The following is a 16,708-nucleotide window of genomic DNA, read 5'->3' as shown; positions in this document are numbered from 1 at the left end:
CTTCCGCCGCCTGGTGAAGGACTACGAGCGCTACGCCAGCACCCTTGCCAATCTCCACCTCGTCGCCTTCACCTGCATCATGCTCAAGCAGGCGGCTCAACTGGCCGCAGGTCCATAACAACCTCTAAGTCCCAAGATTTACACGATCAACGACAGGACGATTGCAGCCGTGACACGCGTCGTCCAGCTCTGTCGACAGCAGCACTCCCAGGCCCAGGCGTTCCAGAAATGACGAAAGTTGTTGCGCTCCGCACCAAGGTGGAGTTGACCGCCGAACAGCGGGTTGCCGAATTCATCGCACTCGCACAGGGCCAGCTCACCAATCTGATCCCGACAGCCGCTTGGTCGGCGGACGCCTGGGACGTCTCGGCTGCCTTTGTCCGCAAAGGTAATCCGCGGGCGGCCAGCCGTTTGTATTTCTACCAGCATGGAACCCTGGTGGGCCGCGGGGACAAGGCGACCGGCACGCCCTTCCAGACGGCTTTCCGCGACTTCGCCAAGGCTTATATTCGTTATGCCCACTCGGCGGCGCCGAAAGTGTTCGAGCGGCTGCAGGCGCGGCTCTCGGCGCTTCGGCACATCGAGGCGGCCTTTCGGGCGCTCAACATGGAGCCGTCGATCCACCTCCTCGCCCCGGACGTGCTCACCAAGGCCGTGCAGATCGGTACCGGGGACGTCACCCCTGCGGTCAAGTACCAGCGCGGTGTGGCAATCGAGCTAGCATACAATTTATGTCTTCGGCAGCACTTGCTTGCCTCGAGCTTCGTTTGGCGCCACGGCATCCCAAAGCCGCAAGACCCGGGGGAGCGTATCGGGGCTGAATTCGAGGGACGCCGGGCCGAGAAGCTGCCCAGCAGGCGGGCATTCGAGGTGCTTGCCCATGTTTACTGCCGACCGAGGAACCAGCGGGATGAACTCCTGTCCGCGGTATGCTTGATCTGCATCTGCGCGCCCTGGCGCGCCTCGGAGGTCCTTCAGTTACGCACCGACTGCGAGGTCACAGAAAAACGTCGGCAGGGCAAGCGCGAGGTGCCAGCCTACGGCCTGCGCGCGTTCCCAGGAAAGGCCAACAAGCCGCAGATCAAGTGGATCCCCGACATCGCCGTGGACCAAGCGGAGGAGGCCATCCGGCGCCTGCGCGTCCGCTGTGCCGAGGCGCGTGAGATCGCAGCTTGGTATGTCAGGAATCCGGACCGGGTTTACCTGCCGGCTGACCTCGCTCACCTCCGCAAAGTCGAGTGGCTAACCGCGGACCAAGTGGCCGAGCTTGCTAATCAGACCAACGGGATACAGTGGGCCAAAAGGGTTGGGCTGGAGCCTCGCGTCGGCGCCGGGGGACGCCATGAATACCGTTTCGCTGACCTGGAGCGCGCCGTTCTGGCGCAGCTTCCCCGCGACTTTCCCTATCAAAACGGGCTCAGGACCCACCAGTACGATGAGGCGCTGATCCTCGTTCGCCAAGGCGCGCTGCGGGCTGGTACCGGCGGCAGAGGGTCGCGGGTAATGTTCGAGTCAATCGACGTCAACCAATTTAACCGGTGGCTCTCCGGCACTCCAGAGCACTCGACAGTATTTCAGCAGTACGGATTCACGGAGGAAGACGGCTCTCAAATCAAGCTCACGACTCATGCCTTCCGGCACTGGAACAACCATATCGGACACAAGAAGGGGCTGAGCCAAGAGGATATCGCGCTATGGAGTGGTCGAGACCCTGGACAGAACAAGTACTACGATCACCAAACGGCGGCTGAGTTCCAGGCCGATCTTTTGGACATGGCGCGGAAAGCCGGAGGCATCGGCCCAGTGTTCGAGGCGGCCGACAGCATCCCCGAGGGAGAACTGATCTCACGCGAAGAATTTCTCCGCGAGCAGATCGGCTCGTCTCATGCGACCGAAGTCGGTGCCTGCTTCCATGACTACGCCCTGCAGCCATGCCAAAACCATGGCGACTGCATTACCTGCGAGGAGAACGGGTTCATCAAAGGCGACCCCCAACATCGCATTGAGATCGCCAAGCTGCTCGGGGTCACCGAAATGCAACTCGCCGCCGCCACAGCAGCTATGGCCGAGGAAGACTACGGTGCAGACATCTGGGTGCAGGAGCATGAGCGGAAGGTGAGCCGCCTTCGCGTCATGCTGGCCAAGCACGATGACATCGGCATTCCCGACGGCACGGTCGTGACCCTCCCGGCGGATCGGCAGGACAGTGAGATCGAGCGGGCCATGCGGCTGCGCGGCGACCGCGGTCGGAGGGGGTAAGGACAAGCGCGCGATGGCACCGAACTCCAAGCCGAGGCTGACGGACGGGGACGTCCAGACAATCCGCGCCCTCCTGGAGGTGTGGGAGGGGCCGCTGACCTGGGAGCTCTTGATGGGGCGAGTGGCTCTCGTCCTGGGCCGCTCCTACAGCCGGCAGGCCCTCGACGGCCATGAGGCGATCAAAGCCGCGTACCAAGCACGCAAGCGCCGTAACCGGGCGATCCGGGAAAGCCTCCGGAAAGGGAAGGTGGCAACCGACGAGGTGCCGCCCGAGTTTGCCGCGGCCCTGCGCCGGGCCGAGGCAGCCGAGCTGCGCGTTCAGGCGCTCGAGCAGATCATCGAGCGGTACCGCGGCAAGTTCGTCTGCTGGCTGTACAACGCCCGGAACTTCGGAATGACAGAGGAACAGTTGAACGCCCAATTACCCAGGACCGACCAAGTAACCGGAGCCCTTTGGAGCAAGAGGAAGAAAGCGTGACTGGGAAGCAGCGGTCCTTCCTCGAGATCAGTGAGGAAAATCATAGCAAACTTGTAGAGTACATCGTGCGCCTGCGCGCTGCGGGGCTGAAGCTTCCCGGCCGTCAAGGCAAGGTTAATAAGACCGCCATCTCCCGCGCATGCGGCTTCGTGCGAGAGACGTTCCAGCAGAACCCGCGCTTTGCCGCGACCCTCGAAGCCGCTGTCCAGGAAATGGGCATCGACGTGCCGGAGGCCGAGGAGCCGGAGCCGCGCAATACAGCGGACCGGGCGGCGATCATGCGACTGGAGCAGCAGCTCGCCGCGCTTCGGAGCGAGAACTACGAGCTGCGCCGCCGCCTCCGCCGCTATGAGGCGATCGCCGATCACATCGCCGGGACCGGCCGTCGAGTTGCACCGTGAACCACTGGCGAGGGCGGGCGGCGCCCCAACCGCAGCTCTTGCCGAAGGGGAAGCATGTCGTCCGCTTCCTGGCCGGGCGGCCGGAATTCGCGGGGATTGGCCCCGCCACCGCCCAGCGCCTCTGGGATACCTTTGGCGAGAACCTGTACCGGATCCTCGGGGACGGGGCCGTTGACCTTCTGGCCGAGATCCTGCCGCGGACTCAGGCGGAGATCGTCTGCGACGCCTGGGCGAACCAGCGCGCCATTACCGACACGGTAGTGTTCTTCGACGAGAACGGCATTGGCGGGCACCTGGCCCGGAAGGCCGTCGATTTCTGGGGCGAGGAGGCAGTCGCCAAGGTCCGGGAGAACCCCTTTCGACTCCTGACGGTCTGCAGCTGGAAGCAGGTCGACCACATGGCCCGGGCAATGGGGTTCGGGCCCGGCGACCCGCGCCGTCAGGTTGGGGCCGTAGAGGCGGCGCTCTACGAGCGACTCGATGAGAAGCACACCGTCACCCCGGAGGAGGTGCTGCTGAAGCGCGCCGCACGCCTCCTGGGCGCCTCGCAGGAAGCTGCTAGGCAGGCCCTGGGCGCCGCAGTGGAGGACGGGGCCGCCATCCCTGCCGCGGCCGGCTACCAGCCCGCCGGAGCGGCTTACGCGGAGCGGTACATCGAGGAGCGCATCAGGGCCGCACTGGAGGCTCCTGAGCGGCAGAAAGACCTCCTGGCGGAGAGAGAAACATCTCCGCCAGCCGTGGAAGCCTTCCTGGGCCTCTACAACACCCGTGCGGAATACCCCCTGACAGACGAGCAGGCCGAGGCCGTCCGCATGGTCCTGCGCAGCCGCTTCTCGATCGTCACCGGCGGGGCGGGGGTCGGGAAGACCACGACCCTGAAGGCGATCCACGGGGCGGCCTCCCGCTTCGGCCTCCATGTTTACCAGCTTGCCTTGGCCGGGCGGGCCGCGCAGCGGATGTCGGATGCGACCGAGCAGGCGGCGCAGACGATCGCCTCCTGGCTCAGCCAAGCATCCCGGAGAGAGGCGGAGACGGGCGCGCACACCCTCGTCGTGGTCGATGAGGCGAGCATGCTGGACCTGCCGACGCTCTACCGTCTCCTGTTCCACCTCGATGAGGACGCCCGCGTGCTGCTTGTGGGGGACGTTGCGCAGCTACCCCCGATCGGGTTCGGCCTCACGCTGCACCGCTTGGTCGAGAGCCTTCGCATCCCGCAGGTCGAGCTGACCCGCATCCTGCGGGCGGACGAGACGACCGGTATCCCCTTAGTGAGCCGCACCATCCGCGCCGGGCAGGTGCCACCGCTGCCGGATTACGAGGCCGGGAGGCTCGGCTGCAGCTTCATTGGCTGCTGCCAGAGCGACATTATCAGCGAGATCGAGCGGATCCGGGACGACCTGCGAGACGAGGAGACGCAGATTGTTGGCGCCACATACGTCGGGCCAGCGGGAATCGACGCGATCAACACGCATTTCCACCGGTACAACAGCCATGGAAAACCGCGGATGGGGCGCTTCGCCGTCGATGACCCGGTGATCTGGCTTGAGAACGACTACGAGCGCCAACTCTGGAACGGCAGCATGGGCAGAGTCCTCTCCGTCCAGGGAGGACGACTCGAGGTCTGCCTTGACGGGCGGACATTCGATCTGGACCGAGACGAGTTCGCAGGACGCCTCGACCTTGCCTACGCGATCTCCACACACAAGGCGCAAGGATCGCAATGGGGCACCGTGATCGTGCCGCTCGTTCCAAACCGGCTCATGGACCGGGCGCTGCTCTACACGGCTCTGACCAGGGCACAGCAGCGGGTTGTTGTAATTGGGCATGGGGAGTTGCTGGAGAAGATCGTGACGCACGCACCGGCTTCGCTCATGCGTGATGTCGCGCTGTCCGTATGAGCGCGGGATTGCACTAGGGGGTGCTCTCGGAACTGAGACGCAACGTCATATAAGGGCGGGGAGTGGACATTGGCCCACTGCGCCCCGCTGGTCTGGTGCCTGGATCAGCACACCGCCGGCATCCTGAGTTCCCGCCAGCCCCTGAGGCAGCGGAAGTTCCGGACGTTCTGGGCGATGAACTCTGGCGGCGGGACGACCAAGCGTACCGCTTCTGGAAGGTCTGTGGTCCCCCGGGTCGGCGCCGGGTGCGGTGCAGTCAGGATGGTCATGGTGGCGAGTTGCGTGGGCCTCCATTGCTGCGGATCACGTCACCATGAGGAACCCGGCCGGGGAAAGCGCGGGCAAAAAACCTTCATCGTCCGCCCAGCCGGGTCCGGAGAGTCACTCCCGCAACTTCAGGATCTTCAGCAGGTGCGTCGTCTTGACGAGGGCGTGGATGACTTCGCTCCTCCTCGACGGGAGGCCGCCGATGGGGTTGCCGGAGACCTCAACCTCCATCTCGGAGCACAGCGCCTCTAGGTCATGCTCGAAAAGGTATCCGCGGACCTCGATGAGCCAGGAGTGCACGTAATCCAGTGGGATCGACGGCGGCAGGCCCTGGCCCTCGTACGCCGCAACGTCCTCTAGGATCAGCACCCCTCGCTGAAGGAGGATGTGTAGCTTGCTCGGTTCTTTCGTCATTCGCTTTCGCCGCAATTGTTGGCTGCCTCATATAGCCTGGACGCCGCCGTTTAAGCAGCCAGTCAGCCTCACTGTTTTTGCGGCCCCCGGTGCGGTGCGCAATTCATGCTTTCTGCACAAGCCGTCGGCGCTTGGCCTGATTGAACTTTTCCGGTGCATAATTCCGGTGCATAATCGCCCTATGATCTATGGGTATGTGCGAGTCAGCACCGACGGACAGAGCGTCGACAGCCAGGTGCGCCTGCTCGCCGAAGCCGGGGCGGACCGGATCTTCCGGGAGACTGCCAGCGGTGCTGACGGCGAACGTGCCCAGCTCCGGCGCACCCTGCGTCAACTCGAGCCCGGCGACCTTCTGATGGTGACGCGGCTGGATCGCTTGGCCCGATCGACTCGGGACCTTCTCAACACGCTGGCCGTCATCTCGGAGCGCCGAGCCGGCTTTCGGTCACTGGGAGACGCCTGGGCCGACACCACGACGCCACACGGCCGTCTGATGCTGACCGTTCTCGGTGGCCTAGCCGAATTCGAGCGCGAGTTGATCCGAGCCAGAACCAAGGACGGCCGTGATCGCGCGAAGGCTCGCGGCGTCAAGCTGGGCCGCAGGCCCAAGCTCACTGCGCATCAGCGCCGCGAAGCGCTTCGGCGGAAGGGCGAGGGGGAACCAGTGCGTGAAATCGCCCGCAGCTACAACGTCAGCCACAGCACCATTTCCAGGCTGGCGCCGGAGACCGCTGCCTCCGCCGCCATACCGCGCCGACGCCAACCCACAATTCGGCGGACGAGCTATTCCGAGGGTAAACGATGAACGCCGTTGAGATTGAGGAAGCCGTCTCGGCCCTCGCTGAGAAGCCGTTCGACCGCGCAGAGTTCGCCTACGCTTTCCTAGAAGCCTTCGGGAACAAGGAGACGACGCTCAAGCGGCTCCGCAGCGGGGCATCGAACAAGTCCGACCTCGGCGGCGTCCTACAGACCAACAACATCCATATCGCCACCTGCGACCCCGGCCAAGTCATGGCGACGCTGCAAGCCCTGAGGGCGAGCCCGGCGACGGCGCGGGGCAAGGCGAAGTTCATCCTCTCCACGGATGGCAACAGCTTCGAGGCCGAGGACCTGGCGAGCGGCGAGACGGTCGCCTGCACCTATCGCGAGTTCCCGGACCACTTCGGCTTCTTCCTCCCGCTGGCGGGCATCACCACCGTCAAGCAGATCCGGGAGAGCTCCTTCGACATCAAGGCGACGGGCCGGCTGAACAGGCTCTACGTCCAGCTGCTCAAGGAGAACCCGGAGTGGGGTACCGCCGCACGGCGCCTGGACATGAACCATTTCATGGCGCGGCTGATCTTCTGCTTCTTCGCAGAGGACACTGACATCTTCAGCAGGCCGAAGCTCTTCGCGTCGACGGTGCAGACGATGAGCGCCTCGGACTCATCGAACACGCATCAGGTGATCAGCACCATCTTCCGGGCGATGAACGTGAAGATCGCGGATCGGGCGGCGGCGGGCATCCCGCGTTGGGCCGATCTGTTCCCCTACGTGAATGGCGGTCTGTTTTCCGGCAGCCCGGAGGTCCCGCGATTTAGCCGGATCGCGCGATCCTACCTGCTCCATATCGGGAGCCTGGATTGGAGGAAGATCAACCCGGACATCTTCGGATCGATGATCCAGGCCGTCGCGGAAGATGAGGAGCGCGGCGCGCTCGGCATGCACTACACGAGCGTGCCGAACATCCTGAAGGTGCTGAACCCGCTGTTCCTCGATGACCTGCGGGAGAAGCTGACGGAGGCGGGGGACAACCCACGAAAGCTGCTCAACCTCCGGAACCGCATGGCGCGGATCAGGGTGTTCGATCCCGCCTGCGGCTCGGGCAACTTCCTGGTCATCGCCTATAAAGAGATCCGGGCGATCGAGGCTGAGATCAACCGCCGTCGTGGCGAAGCGGATCGGCGAACGGAGATCCCGGTCACCAACTTCCGCGGCATCGAGATCCGCGACTTCGCAGCGGAGATCGCCCGCCTCGCACTGATCATTGCCGAATACCAGTGCGATGTTCTCTATCGCGGGCAGAAAGAGGCTTTGCAAGCTTTCCTGCCTCTGCGCGCAGAGAACTGGATCACCTGCGGCAACGCTCTCAGGCTGGACTGGCTCAGTGTATGTCCGCCGGCGGGCGCAGGAACAAAGCTTCAATCAGATGACCTGTTTCCGCCCTCGCTTAACGAAGCTCACATCGATTTCGAGAATGAGGGTGGCGAAACATATGTGTGTGGAAACCCGCCGTATCTCGGAACAAAAAAACAAAACAAGGAGCAGAAGGCCGATTTAGAACGGCTATTTGGTGATCGCATCGCGGGATGGAAATCCCTCGACTACGTTGCGGGCTGGTTTATAAAATCGGCAGACTATGGCGAGCACACTAATTCGATTTCGGCACTGGTTACAACGAATTCGATTTGTCAAGGCGTAATGGTTTCCATTTTGTGGCCCGTGATCCTGGGCTCGGGCAACGAGATTGCTTTCGCTCGGACCAGTTTCAAATGGAATAATCTAGCCAGTCGGAATGCTGGGGTCACAGTAGCAATTGTTGGAATATGCAAGGCAGGCAGACGAAAATTAAAAACGATATTCACGGAATCGGATGGAATAACAACCGCGTCGATTGCTGCGAACATAAATCCATATTTAGTTGCAGGCGAGAATATATTCGTCTCCCCACGCTCATCGCAGATTTCTGGCATGCCCGAAATGCTCTCGGGTGACAAGATGACAGACGGCGGGAATCTCGTCCTGTCCTTTCGTGAGAGGGAAGATCTTCTGCATTCATACCCCGAAACATCTGAATTCGTCGGGCGTCTCGTCGGTGGGCAGGAGCTAATTAAGGGTATACTGCGATACGCTCTAGTAATACCGGACGCAAAGCTGCGCGAAGCATGTAATGTCCCTCCAATTCAGCGGCGCCTGGATGCAGTTGCCGCAATGCGCTCGGCCAGTCCGAAACTGACCACCCAGCAACTCGCAGCGAAGCCTCACCAATTCGATGAATCGCGGTTTGAAAAAGTTCGGAAAATAATCATCGCTCAGTTGTCTTCTGAAAATCGAGAATACTACCCCTGCGATCTGGTGCCTGACATCGATGTGGCGATGGCGCCATCTCTTGTTATATACCAGTCAGACGCGTGGCTTATTTCAATATTGGCATCAAAAATGCATGCGGCGTGGATCTCGGCGGTATGTGGAAAATTTGAAACGCGGTATCGCTACTCCAGCATTTTAGGTTGGAATACGTTTCCTTTGCCGACACTGACCGAGAAGAACATCGCTGATCTGGCTCGCTGTGGGGAGGACATCCTGCTCGCCCGCCAGGCGCATTTTCCGGCGACGATTGCCGATCTCTACGACCCCGACGAAATGCCCGCCGATCTCCGTGCGGCTCACGAACGCAATGATGAGGTGCTGGAGCGCATCTACATCGGCCGTCGCTTCAGGAACGACACCGAGCGCCTGGAGAAGCTGTTCGAGCTCTACACCAAGATGACAGGCGGCCAGAGCGCGCCAAAGAAGCGGAAGGCGAACGCGTGACCACCCCAATGCAGGCCGTCCCTTCAGTTTCAGTCAGCTACAGCCGCAATGGTAGCTCGACCAAGGCCAACGCGCTCGGCATGCGCCCGATGCAGGAACGCGCCTATGAGAAGCGCGGCGAGCAATATCTGCTGATCAAGTCCCCACCCGCCTCGGGCAAGAGCCGCGCGCTCATGTTCATCGCCCTCGACAAGCTCCACAACCAGGGCCTCCAGCAGGCCGTCATCGTGGTGCCGGAGAAGTCCATCGGGTCAAGCTTCGCCGATGAGCCGCTGACGAAGTTCGGCTTCTGGGCCGACTGGCAGGTCGCCCCGAAGTGGAATCTCTGCAACGCCCCAGGCACGGAGGGCGGCAAGGTCAACTCGGTCGGTGCCTTCCTCCAGAGCGCCGACAAGGTGCTGGTATGCACCCACGCCACCTTCCGCTTCGCCGTCGAGAGGTTCGGCGTGGAAGCCTTTGATGATCGCCTGATTGCGGTGGACGAGTTCCACCATGTCTCCGCCAACCCCGACAACAAGCTGGGCCTGCATCTCGGCCAGTTCATCAGCCGCGATCGCGCGCACATCGTGGCGATGACCGGGTCCTATTTCCGCGGCGACGCTGAGGCTGTCCTCGCGCCTCAGGACGAGGCGAAGTTCGAGACCGTCACCTACACCTACTATGAGCAGCTCAACGGCTATGAGCACCTGAAGAAGCTCGACATTGGCTACTTCTTCTACTCGGGCGCCTACAGCGACGACATCCTCAAGGTGCTCGACCCGGCCGAGAAGACGATCGTCCATATCCCGAGCGTCAACTCGCGGGAGAGCACGAAGGACAAGCACCGGGAGGTCGAGCACATCATCGAGGAGCTCGGGACCTGGGAAGGGGCGGACCCAGTCACCGGCTTCCAACTCGTGCGCACACGGCAGGGCCGCCTGCTGCGCATCGCCGACCTGGTGGATGACGAGCCGACGAAGCGGGACCGCGTCTCGGCCGCGCTGAAGGATCCCACGCAGAAGAACAGCCGCGACCATGTGGACATCATCATCGCGCTCGGCATGGCAAAGGAGGGGTTCGACTGGATCTGGTGCGAGCACGCACTGACGGTTGGCTACCGGTCGAGCCTGACCGAAATCGTCCAGATCATCGGCCGCGCGACACGCGACGCGCCCGGAAAGACCCGCGCCCGCTTCACCAACCTGATCGCGGAGCCGGATGCCTCCGAGCAGGCCGTCACGGAGGCGGTGAACGACACGTTGAAGGCGATCGCCGCGAGCCTGCTGATGGAGCAGGTCCTCGCACCTCGCTTCGAGTTCAAGCCAAGGGCCGTCGATAGCGGCCCCACGCCGGGCTTCGACTATGGGGAAGGCGGGTATGACGCCAACAAGTGCAACGTCGGCTTCAACGAGGAACAGGGCAAGTTCGAGATCGAGATCAAGGGCCTTGCCGAGCCGAAGAGCGGGGAAGCCGCCCGCATCTGCAAGCAGGACCTGAACGAGGTCATCGCGGCCTTTGTGCAGGACAAGGCCGCAGTCGAGCGCGGCCTGTTCGACCCGGAGATGGTGCCGGAGGAGCTGACCCAGGTTCGCATGGGCAAGATCATAAAGGATCGCTACCCGGAGCTGGACGAGGCGGACCAGGAGGCCGTGCGTCAGCACGCGATCGCGGCCCTCAACCTGACCCAGAAGGCGAAGGAGGTGGCCTCGGGGGGCGGCGACGGTGATGGCGAAAAGAGCGCCAATACGGCCTTTGTCGATGGGGTTCGGAAGTTCATCGCAATGAACGTCGGCGACCTCGACATCGACCTGATCGACAGCATCAACCCCTTCGGCGAGGCGTACTCGATCTTGGCGAAGACCATGAGCGAGGAGAGCCTGAAGGAGGTCCAGGCCGTCATCAACGCGAAGCGGGTGACGATGACGATGGAGGAGGCGCGCGACTTGGCCAAGCGCGCGCTGAAGTTCAAGCAGGAGCGCGGTCGGCTTCCGTTCATCACGTCGGCAGATGCATGGGAGAAGCGAATGGCTGAGGGTGTGGCCTTCCTCGCCCGCATGAAGGCGGAGGCGGCGCGTGGCTAAGGCATTTACCGATGAGGATGACGCTCTCCTTGAGGAACTTGGCATCGAGGTTGAGACGAAGCGTGAAGGCGGCCGAACGCCGCGCGAGGAACGGATTATCGCGGGGTTCGAGGAGATCCTGCGCTTCCTCGAGGAGAATGGCCGGCCGCCTCAGCACGGTGATGACCGGGATATCTTCGAGCGCCTCTACGCTGTCCGCCTGGATCGGCTGAGGGAACTGCAGGAGACACGGGAGCTTCTTGCCCCGCTTGACCAGAAGACAAAGCTGCTCTCGGGCGCTTTGCCATCCGAAGCGAGCGTCCCGGACGATATCGACGACGACGAGCTTCTAGCCGAACTTGGCGTGGACGCCTCGCCCGCGTCCGGTATCACGGACCTACGCCACGTGCGGACAGCGACCGAAAGGCGCGAGGCGGAAGAGGTCGCCACTCGTGACAAATGCGAGGACTTCGCCCGTTTCAAGCCCCTGTTTCAGCAGGTACAAAGGGAGTTGGAGACCGGTGTCCGGCAGACCCGCCCCTTCGAGCTCAAGGCCGAGATCAGGCCGGGCAGTTGGTTCATCGTAGGCGGGCAGAAGGCCTATGTCGCCGAGGCGAGCGAGACCTTCACGACTGCCCAGGGCCGCAGTGATGCGCGGCTTCGCGTGATCTTCGACAACGGCACCGAGAGCAACATGCTGATGCGCTCGCTCCAGCGAGCGTTAAACAAGGACGAAGCCGGGCGCAGGATCACGGATCCCGAAGCAGGCCCGCTCTTTTCTGGAGAGCGGGATCAGGATGATGAGGCGAGTGGCACAATTTACGTGCTGAGAAGCAAGTCAGATCATCCGCTGGTCGCCGCAAACCGGGAGCTTGTCCACAAAATTGGCGTGACGAACCTGTCCGTCGAAGAGCGTATAGCGGGTGCAAGGTTGCAGCCGACCTTCCTTTTGGCCGATGTAGAAATCGTCGCAAGCTATAAGCTCTTCAACATCAGTCGTACAAAGCTTGAGAGTTTGATTCACCGAGTATTCCACTCAGCTCGATTTGAGATTCAGGTCAAGGATCGCTTCGGAAAGGTGTCCATACCACGTGAGTGGTTCTTGGTGCCGCTGTTTGTGATTGATCAGGTCGTAGAAAAAATTAAGGACGCGAGCGTAGTGAGCTACACGTACGATCCTAAGTCGGCCAGTCTAAAGCTTCGTCGGTCGCCAGGCTGAGGAGTGCGGGACGCACCGAGTGGATGGCGTGGCAAGGTCAGGCCCTTTGTTCGACCCGCCGGAGGCGCGGTCGAGTCTGTCGGGACGCCCTTCGTCCCGACAGGCCCAGGCGACCACACAGCGCGGCGTGGTCAAACCCTCGCCGCAGGCGGCCCGAAGGGCGCGGAGCCACGCGCAGCCGCAGGAGCGCAGCGACGCGGCGAGCGGGGTTGACCATCAAGCCGCGCTGTGTGGTCGCCGGTTCACTGCGGGGCATCGAAAGCCATCACGGAGGCTGGAGTCGATCACTGTTCGCCTCCAGGGCTCCTTCTGGTGCAGTTTGGCTACGGCGCTATGAGCGCCTAATATTCTGTCAAGAAAGCGAGGCTGGAGATGACGGTTCGCGCCATGACGCAGGGACGAGCTTTACAGTTTCCAGCAGCGGGATGCGTTGCGAGAGGCGAAGCCTTTGATCGGAAAGCGTTCTCTCTCTCACATCACCGCCTGCGTTCCCTAGAACCGTTCTGAACCGGGGGACGGCCGGGAAAGGCCGCCGCCGATTGCCTTTTCCTGATCGCATTGCAATCTATGCCCGGCCCGCCTCGCGCGGGCCGACGCATTTCGACCGCCGGACGACAGGAACCAGCAGGCCCGTGATCCTCACCGCAGACCGCATCCGCCTCGCCGCCCAGCCCGCCGACAAGGAGGCTGCGATCCGCGAGGCCGCGCAGCTCCTGGTCGAGTCCGGCGCCATCGATGCCGCCTATGCCGACAGCATGCTGCGCCGGGAAGGCGAGGCGGACACCTTCCTCGGCAACGGCATCGCCATTCCGCACGGGCAGCGGGGCGACCGCGGGCTGATCGCCCGCACCGGCATCGCCGTGCTGCAGGTGCCGGAGGGGGTGCGCTGGAACGGCGAGGATGTGGCGCATCTGGTGGTGGCCATCGCGGCGCAGGGGGATGAGCACATCGCGGTGCTGCGCCGCCTGACCGACGTGCTGGGCGAGGAGGCGCTGGCCGCCCGGCTGGCCCGCACCGGCGACAAGCAGGCGATTCTGGCCGCGCTGGACCCGGATGCGCCGCTGCCCGCCGCCGATGCCGCTGCCGCCCCGGCTCCCGCCCAGGCTCCCGCAGCGGCACCGGGCGAGACGCTGACCACCGAGGTGCACGCCCCCGCCGCCGCCGGCATGCACGCCCGCCCGGCCAAGCTGCTGGCGCAGCTCGCCAAGGGATTCGACGCCCGCATCACCCTGATGCATGGCGACCGCCGGGCCGATGCCAGGAGCATGATCGCCCTGTTGCAGCTCGGCGCCGGGCCCGGCGCGGCGATGACGCTGAGCGCCGTCGGCCCCGAAGCGGCGCTGGCTGTGGAGAAGCTGCGCGCCGCCTTCGCCGACGAGCTGGGCGACCGCGACGAGGCCCCCGCCACCCCCGCCGATGCCGCGCCCGCCGCCGCAGCCGACGAGCCGCTGGAGGCGGGCGCCATCGCCGGCCTGCCGGCCAGCCCCGGCATCGCCATCGGCGTGCTGCACCGCTTCCGCTCCGAGGCCGCCGGCTATGCCGAGACGGCGGCCGACCCGGCGGGCGAGGCGGCGGCGCTGGAGGCGGCGCTGGAAGCGGCACGGGCGGAGCTGAAGACCGTCTCCGCCGAGATGGCGCAGCGCGTGGGCGACAAGCACGCCGCCATCTTCGCCGCCCATGCCGAGTTCCTGGAGGACCCGGAGCTGCTGGCCGAGGCGCGGAAGGCGATCGAGGCCGGCGCCTCCGCCCCCGCCGCCTGGGATGGCGCGGCGAGGTCGCGCGCAACGGCGCTGGCCGGCATCGGCGACCCGCTGCTGGCCGAGCGCGCCACCGACCTCAAGGACGTGGCGCGCCGCGTGTTGCGCCACCTGGTGGGCGGCAGCGAGACGGTGGCGCCGGTGCCGGAGCGCGCCGTCATCGCCGCCGAGGACCTGACCCCCTCCGAGACCGCCAATCTCGACCCGGCCCGCGTCGTCGGGCTGGTGACGGCGGCGGGAGGCCCCACGGCGCACACCGCCATCTTGGCGCGGGCGCTGGGCATCCCCGCCGTGGTCGCGGCCGGGCAGGGGGTGCTGGCGCTGGCCGATGGCACCCCCGTGGTGCTGGATGGCGACCGGGGCCGGCTGATTCCCAACCCCGATGCGGACGCGATCGGCCGCGCCGAGGCCGCCCGCGCGCGCGGCGCCGAGCGCGCCGAGGCGGCGAAGCGCGCCGCCTTCCGCCCCGCCATCACGCAGGACGGCCATCGCGTCGAGGTCGCGGCCAATGTCCGCCGCCCGGAGGAGGCCATCGAGGCCGTCGCCGCCGGCGCCGAGGGCACCGGCCTGGTGCGCAGCGAGTTCCTGTTCGACGAGCGCGCCGAGCCGCCCTCCGAGGAGGAGCAGTACGAGCTCTACCGCCGGCTGGCCGAGGGCTTCGGCGGCCTGCCCGTGGTGCTGCGGACGCTGGATGCGGGGGGCGACAAGCCGCTGCGCTTCGTCAACCACCCCGCCGAGGCCAATCCCTTCCTCGGGCTGCGCGGCCTGCGGCTGTCGCTGGCCGAGCCGGCGCTGTTCCGCCCCCAGATCCGCGCCGCGCTGCGCGCCGCCCGCCATGGCGACATCCGCATCATGCTGCCGATGGTCGATGGTCTGGCCGACCTGCGCGCCGCGCGGGAGCTGATCGAGAAGGAGCGCCTCTCCCTCGCCACCCCGCCGGTCGAGGTGGGCATCATGGTCGAGGTGCCCTCGGCGGCGGTGATGGCGGACCAGCTGGCGCGGGAGGCCGACTTCTTCTCCATCGGCACCAACGACCTGACGCAATACACCCTGGCGGTGGACCGGCTGCACCCGACCCTCGGCGCCCGCTCGGACGCGCTGGACCCCGCCGTCCTGCGGCTGATCCAGATGACGGTGCAGGCCGCCCATGCGCGCGGCCGCTGGGTGGGCGTCTGCGGCAACATGGCGGCGGACCCGATGGCGGCGCCGATCCTGGTGGGCCTTGGCGTGGATGAGCTTTCCGTCTCCATCCCGAACGTGGCCGCGCTGAAGGCGCAGATCCGCGCCCTTTCCATGGCGCAGGCCGAGGCGGTGGCGCGCGCCGCGCTGGGCTGCGCCACCGCGGCCGAGGTGCGGGCGCTGCCCGCGCTGCGCGCCCTGGGCGAGGCCGGCTGATGCCGCCCCGCATCGCCCATCCTTCCATTGCCACCGTCACCCTGAACCCGGCGCTCGATCTCACCATCCCGCTGCCCCGGCTGGCGCGGGGCGAGGTGAACCGTGTGGGCGCGGCGGAGCTGCGGCCGGCGGGGAAGGGGGTCAACGTCTCCGTCATGCTGGGCGTGCTGGGCGAGGCGTCGCTCGCCACCGGCCTGCTCGGCGCCGCCGACATCCCCGCCTTCGCCGAGTTCCTGGACGGGCAAGGGGTCGCCGCGGATTTCGTGCCCGTGCCGGGCCGCTGCCGCATCAACGTCAAGCTGGTGGAGACCGAGGCTGACGGGGGGGCGGTGACCGACATCAACCCGCCCGGTGCCGCCACGCCGGAAGGCGCGCTGGAGGCGGTGGCGGCGAAGCTGGCCTATGGCCCCGCCATCGTCGTGCTGTCCGGCAGCCTGCCGCCGGGGCTGGCGCCCGGTGCCCTGGCCTGGCTGGCCGAACGGCTGCGCGGCTTCGGCGCCCGCGTGGTGCTGGACAGCAGCGGCCCCGCCTTCGAGGCCGCGCTGGCCGCGAAGCCTGCCCTCATCAAGCCGAACCGGGATGAGCTTTCCGCGCTGCTCGGCCGCGCCCTGCCGGACCGCGCCGCGCTGCTGGCCGCCGCGCGGGAGATGCAGGAACAGGGCATCGGCAGCGTGGTGGTCTCGGCCGGTGGCGAGGGTGCGCTCTTCGCCCTGCCGGAGGCCGCGCTCTGGGTGACGCCGCCCAGGGTACGCCTGACCACCACGGTCGGCGCCGGGGATGCCATGGTGGCCGGGCTCACCGCCGCCCTGGCGCGCGGCCTGCCGCCGGAGGCGATGGCACGGCTGGCCACGGGGTGTGCCGCCGCCGCCGTCTCCCGCCCCGTGGGCGGCAGCCCGGCCCTGGCCGAGATCACCCGCCTGGCCGAAGCCGCCCATGTCGAGCGGCTCTGAGCCCTTGCCGCACCCATCGCCTGCCCGGCGCATCGCCGGGCGCTTCCGCCTTTCCCAG

General features: G+C 65.4%; 11 protein-coding genes and 1 pseudogene. 11 read left to right on the top strand and 1 reads right to left on the bottom strand.

The features are described 5' to 3' along the window. From CR165_RS18430 to CR165_RS18410, 5 genes and pseudogenes are all read left to right on the top strand, one after another. Positions 1 to 118 (top strand): annotated as a pseudogene (locus tag CR165_RS18430) (IS5/IS1182 family transposase); the annotation flags it as partial. Positions 119 to 228: 110 nt separating this feature from the next. Continuing rightward, positions 229 to 2,259 (top strand): hypothetical protein, encoded by a 2,031-nt coding sequence (locus CR165_RS18425; RefSeq protein ID WP_109518405.1) that lies wholly within the window; start codon positions 229 to 231, stop codon positions 2,257 to 2,259. Between the two features lie 13 nt (positions 2,260 to 2,272). Then, complete coding sequence (locus CR165_RS18420) at positions 2,273 to 2,737, top strand: hypothetical protein (RefSeq protein ID WP_109518404.1); 465 nt, start codon at positions 2,273 to 2,275, stop codon at positions 2,735 to 2,737. Further along, on the top strand, positions 2,734 to 3,138 hold the full coding sequence (locus tag CR165_RS18415; RefSeq protein WP_109518403.1) for a hypothetical protein: 405 nt from the start codon (positions 2,734 to 2,736) through the stop codon (positions 3,136 to 3,138). Before CR165_RS18420 ends, CR165_RS18415 begins: the two co-directional genes overlap by 4 nt. 38 nt (positions 3,139 to 3,176) lie before the next feature. Next, positions 3,177 to 5,036, top strand: a complete 1,860-nt coding sequence (locus CR165_RS18410; protein WP_181378227.1) for an AAA family ATPase — start codon at positions 3,177 to 3,179, stop codon at positions 5,034 to 5,036. 381 nt (positions 5,037 to 5,417) lie between these two features. On the opposite strand, the gene CR165_RS18405 is transcribed toward CR165_RS18410, so the two are convergent. Beyond that, entirely contained in the window at positions 5,418 to 5,717 is a 300-nt protein-coding gene (locus tag CR165_RS18405) for a hypothetical protein (protein WP_109518401.1), read from the bottom strand. Between CR165_RS18405 and CR165_RS18400 the strand changes: the two genes are divergently transcribed. The 6 genes from CR165_RS18400 to CR165_RS18375 all read left to right on the top strand — a co-directional run bounded on the left by CR165_RS18400 (position 5,698) and on the right by CR165_RS18375 (position 16,650). Beyond that, positions 5,698 to 6,522 carry a recombinase family protein gene (locus CR165_RS18400; protein ID WP_245906569.1) on the top strand — a complete coding sequence of 275 codons (825 nt, stop codon included), beginning with the start codon at positions 5,698 to 5,700 and terminating at the stop codon, positions 6,520 to 6,522. The two genes, CR165_RS18405 and CR165_RS18400, sit on opposite strands and share 20 nt — an antisense overlap. Next, positions 6,519 to 9,290 carry a class I SAM-dependent DNA methyltransferase gene (locus tag CR165_RS18395; RefSeq protein WP_109518400.1) on the top strand — a complete coding sequence of 924 codons (2,772 nt, stop codon included), beginning with the start codon at positions 6,519 to 6,521 and terminating at the stop codon, positions 9,288 to 9,290. The genes CR165_RS18400 and CR165_RS18395 overlap by 4 nt, the downstream gene beginning before the upstream one ends. 8 nt (positions 9,291 to 9,298) lie before the next feature. Continuing rightward, on the top strand, positions 9,299 to 11,350 hold the full coding sequence (locus CR165_RS18390) for a DEAD/DEAH box helicase (RefSeq protein WP_109518399.1): 2,052 nt from the start codon (positions 9,299 to 9,301) through the stop codon (positions 11,348 to 11,350). Beyond that, positions 11,343 to 12,548 carry a GIY-YIG nuclease family protein gene (locus tag CR165_RS18385; RefSeq protein ID WP_109518398.1) on the top strand — a complete coding sequence of 402 codons (1,206 nt, stop codon included), beginning with the start codon at positions 11,343 to 11,345 and terminating at the stop codon, positions 12,546 to 12,548. Before CR165_RS18390 ends, CR165_RS18385 begins: the two co-directional genes overlap by 8 nt. Before the next feature lie 632 nt (positions 12,549 to 13,180). After that, positions 13,181 to 15,700 carry a phosphoenolpyruvate--protein phosphotransferase gene (gene ptsP / locus CR165_RS18380; protein WP_109518397.1) on the top strand — a complete coding sequence of 840 codons (2,520 nt, stop codon included), beginning with the start codon at positions 13,181 to 13,183 and terminating at the stop codon, positions 15,698 to 15,700. Further along, positions 15,700 to 16,650 (top strand): 1-phosphofructokinase family hexose kinase, encoded by a 951-nt coding sequence (locus tag CR165_RS18375; RefSeq protein ID WP_109518396.1) that lies wholly within the window; start codon positions 15,700 to 15,702, stop codon positions 16,648 to 16,650. The genes ptsP and CR165_RS18375 overlap by 1 nt, the downstream gene beginning before the upstream one ends. The last annotated feature ends 58 nt before the right edge of the window (positions 16,651 to 16,708 follow it).

This window comes from Teichococcus aestuarii (genome assembly GCF_003116135.1).
Classification (GTDB): domain Bacteria; phylum Pseudomonadota; class Alphaproteobacteria; order Acetobacterales; family Acetobacteraceae; genus Pseudoroseomonas; species Pseudoroseomonas aestuarii.
This window is presented reverse-complemented; position numbering and strand designations above follow the sequence as displayed.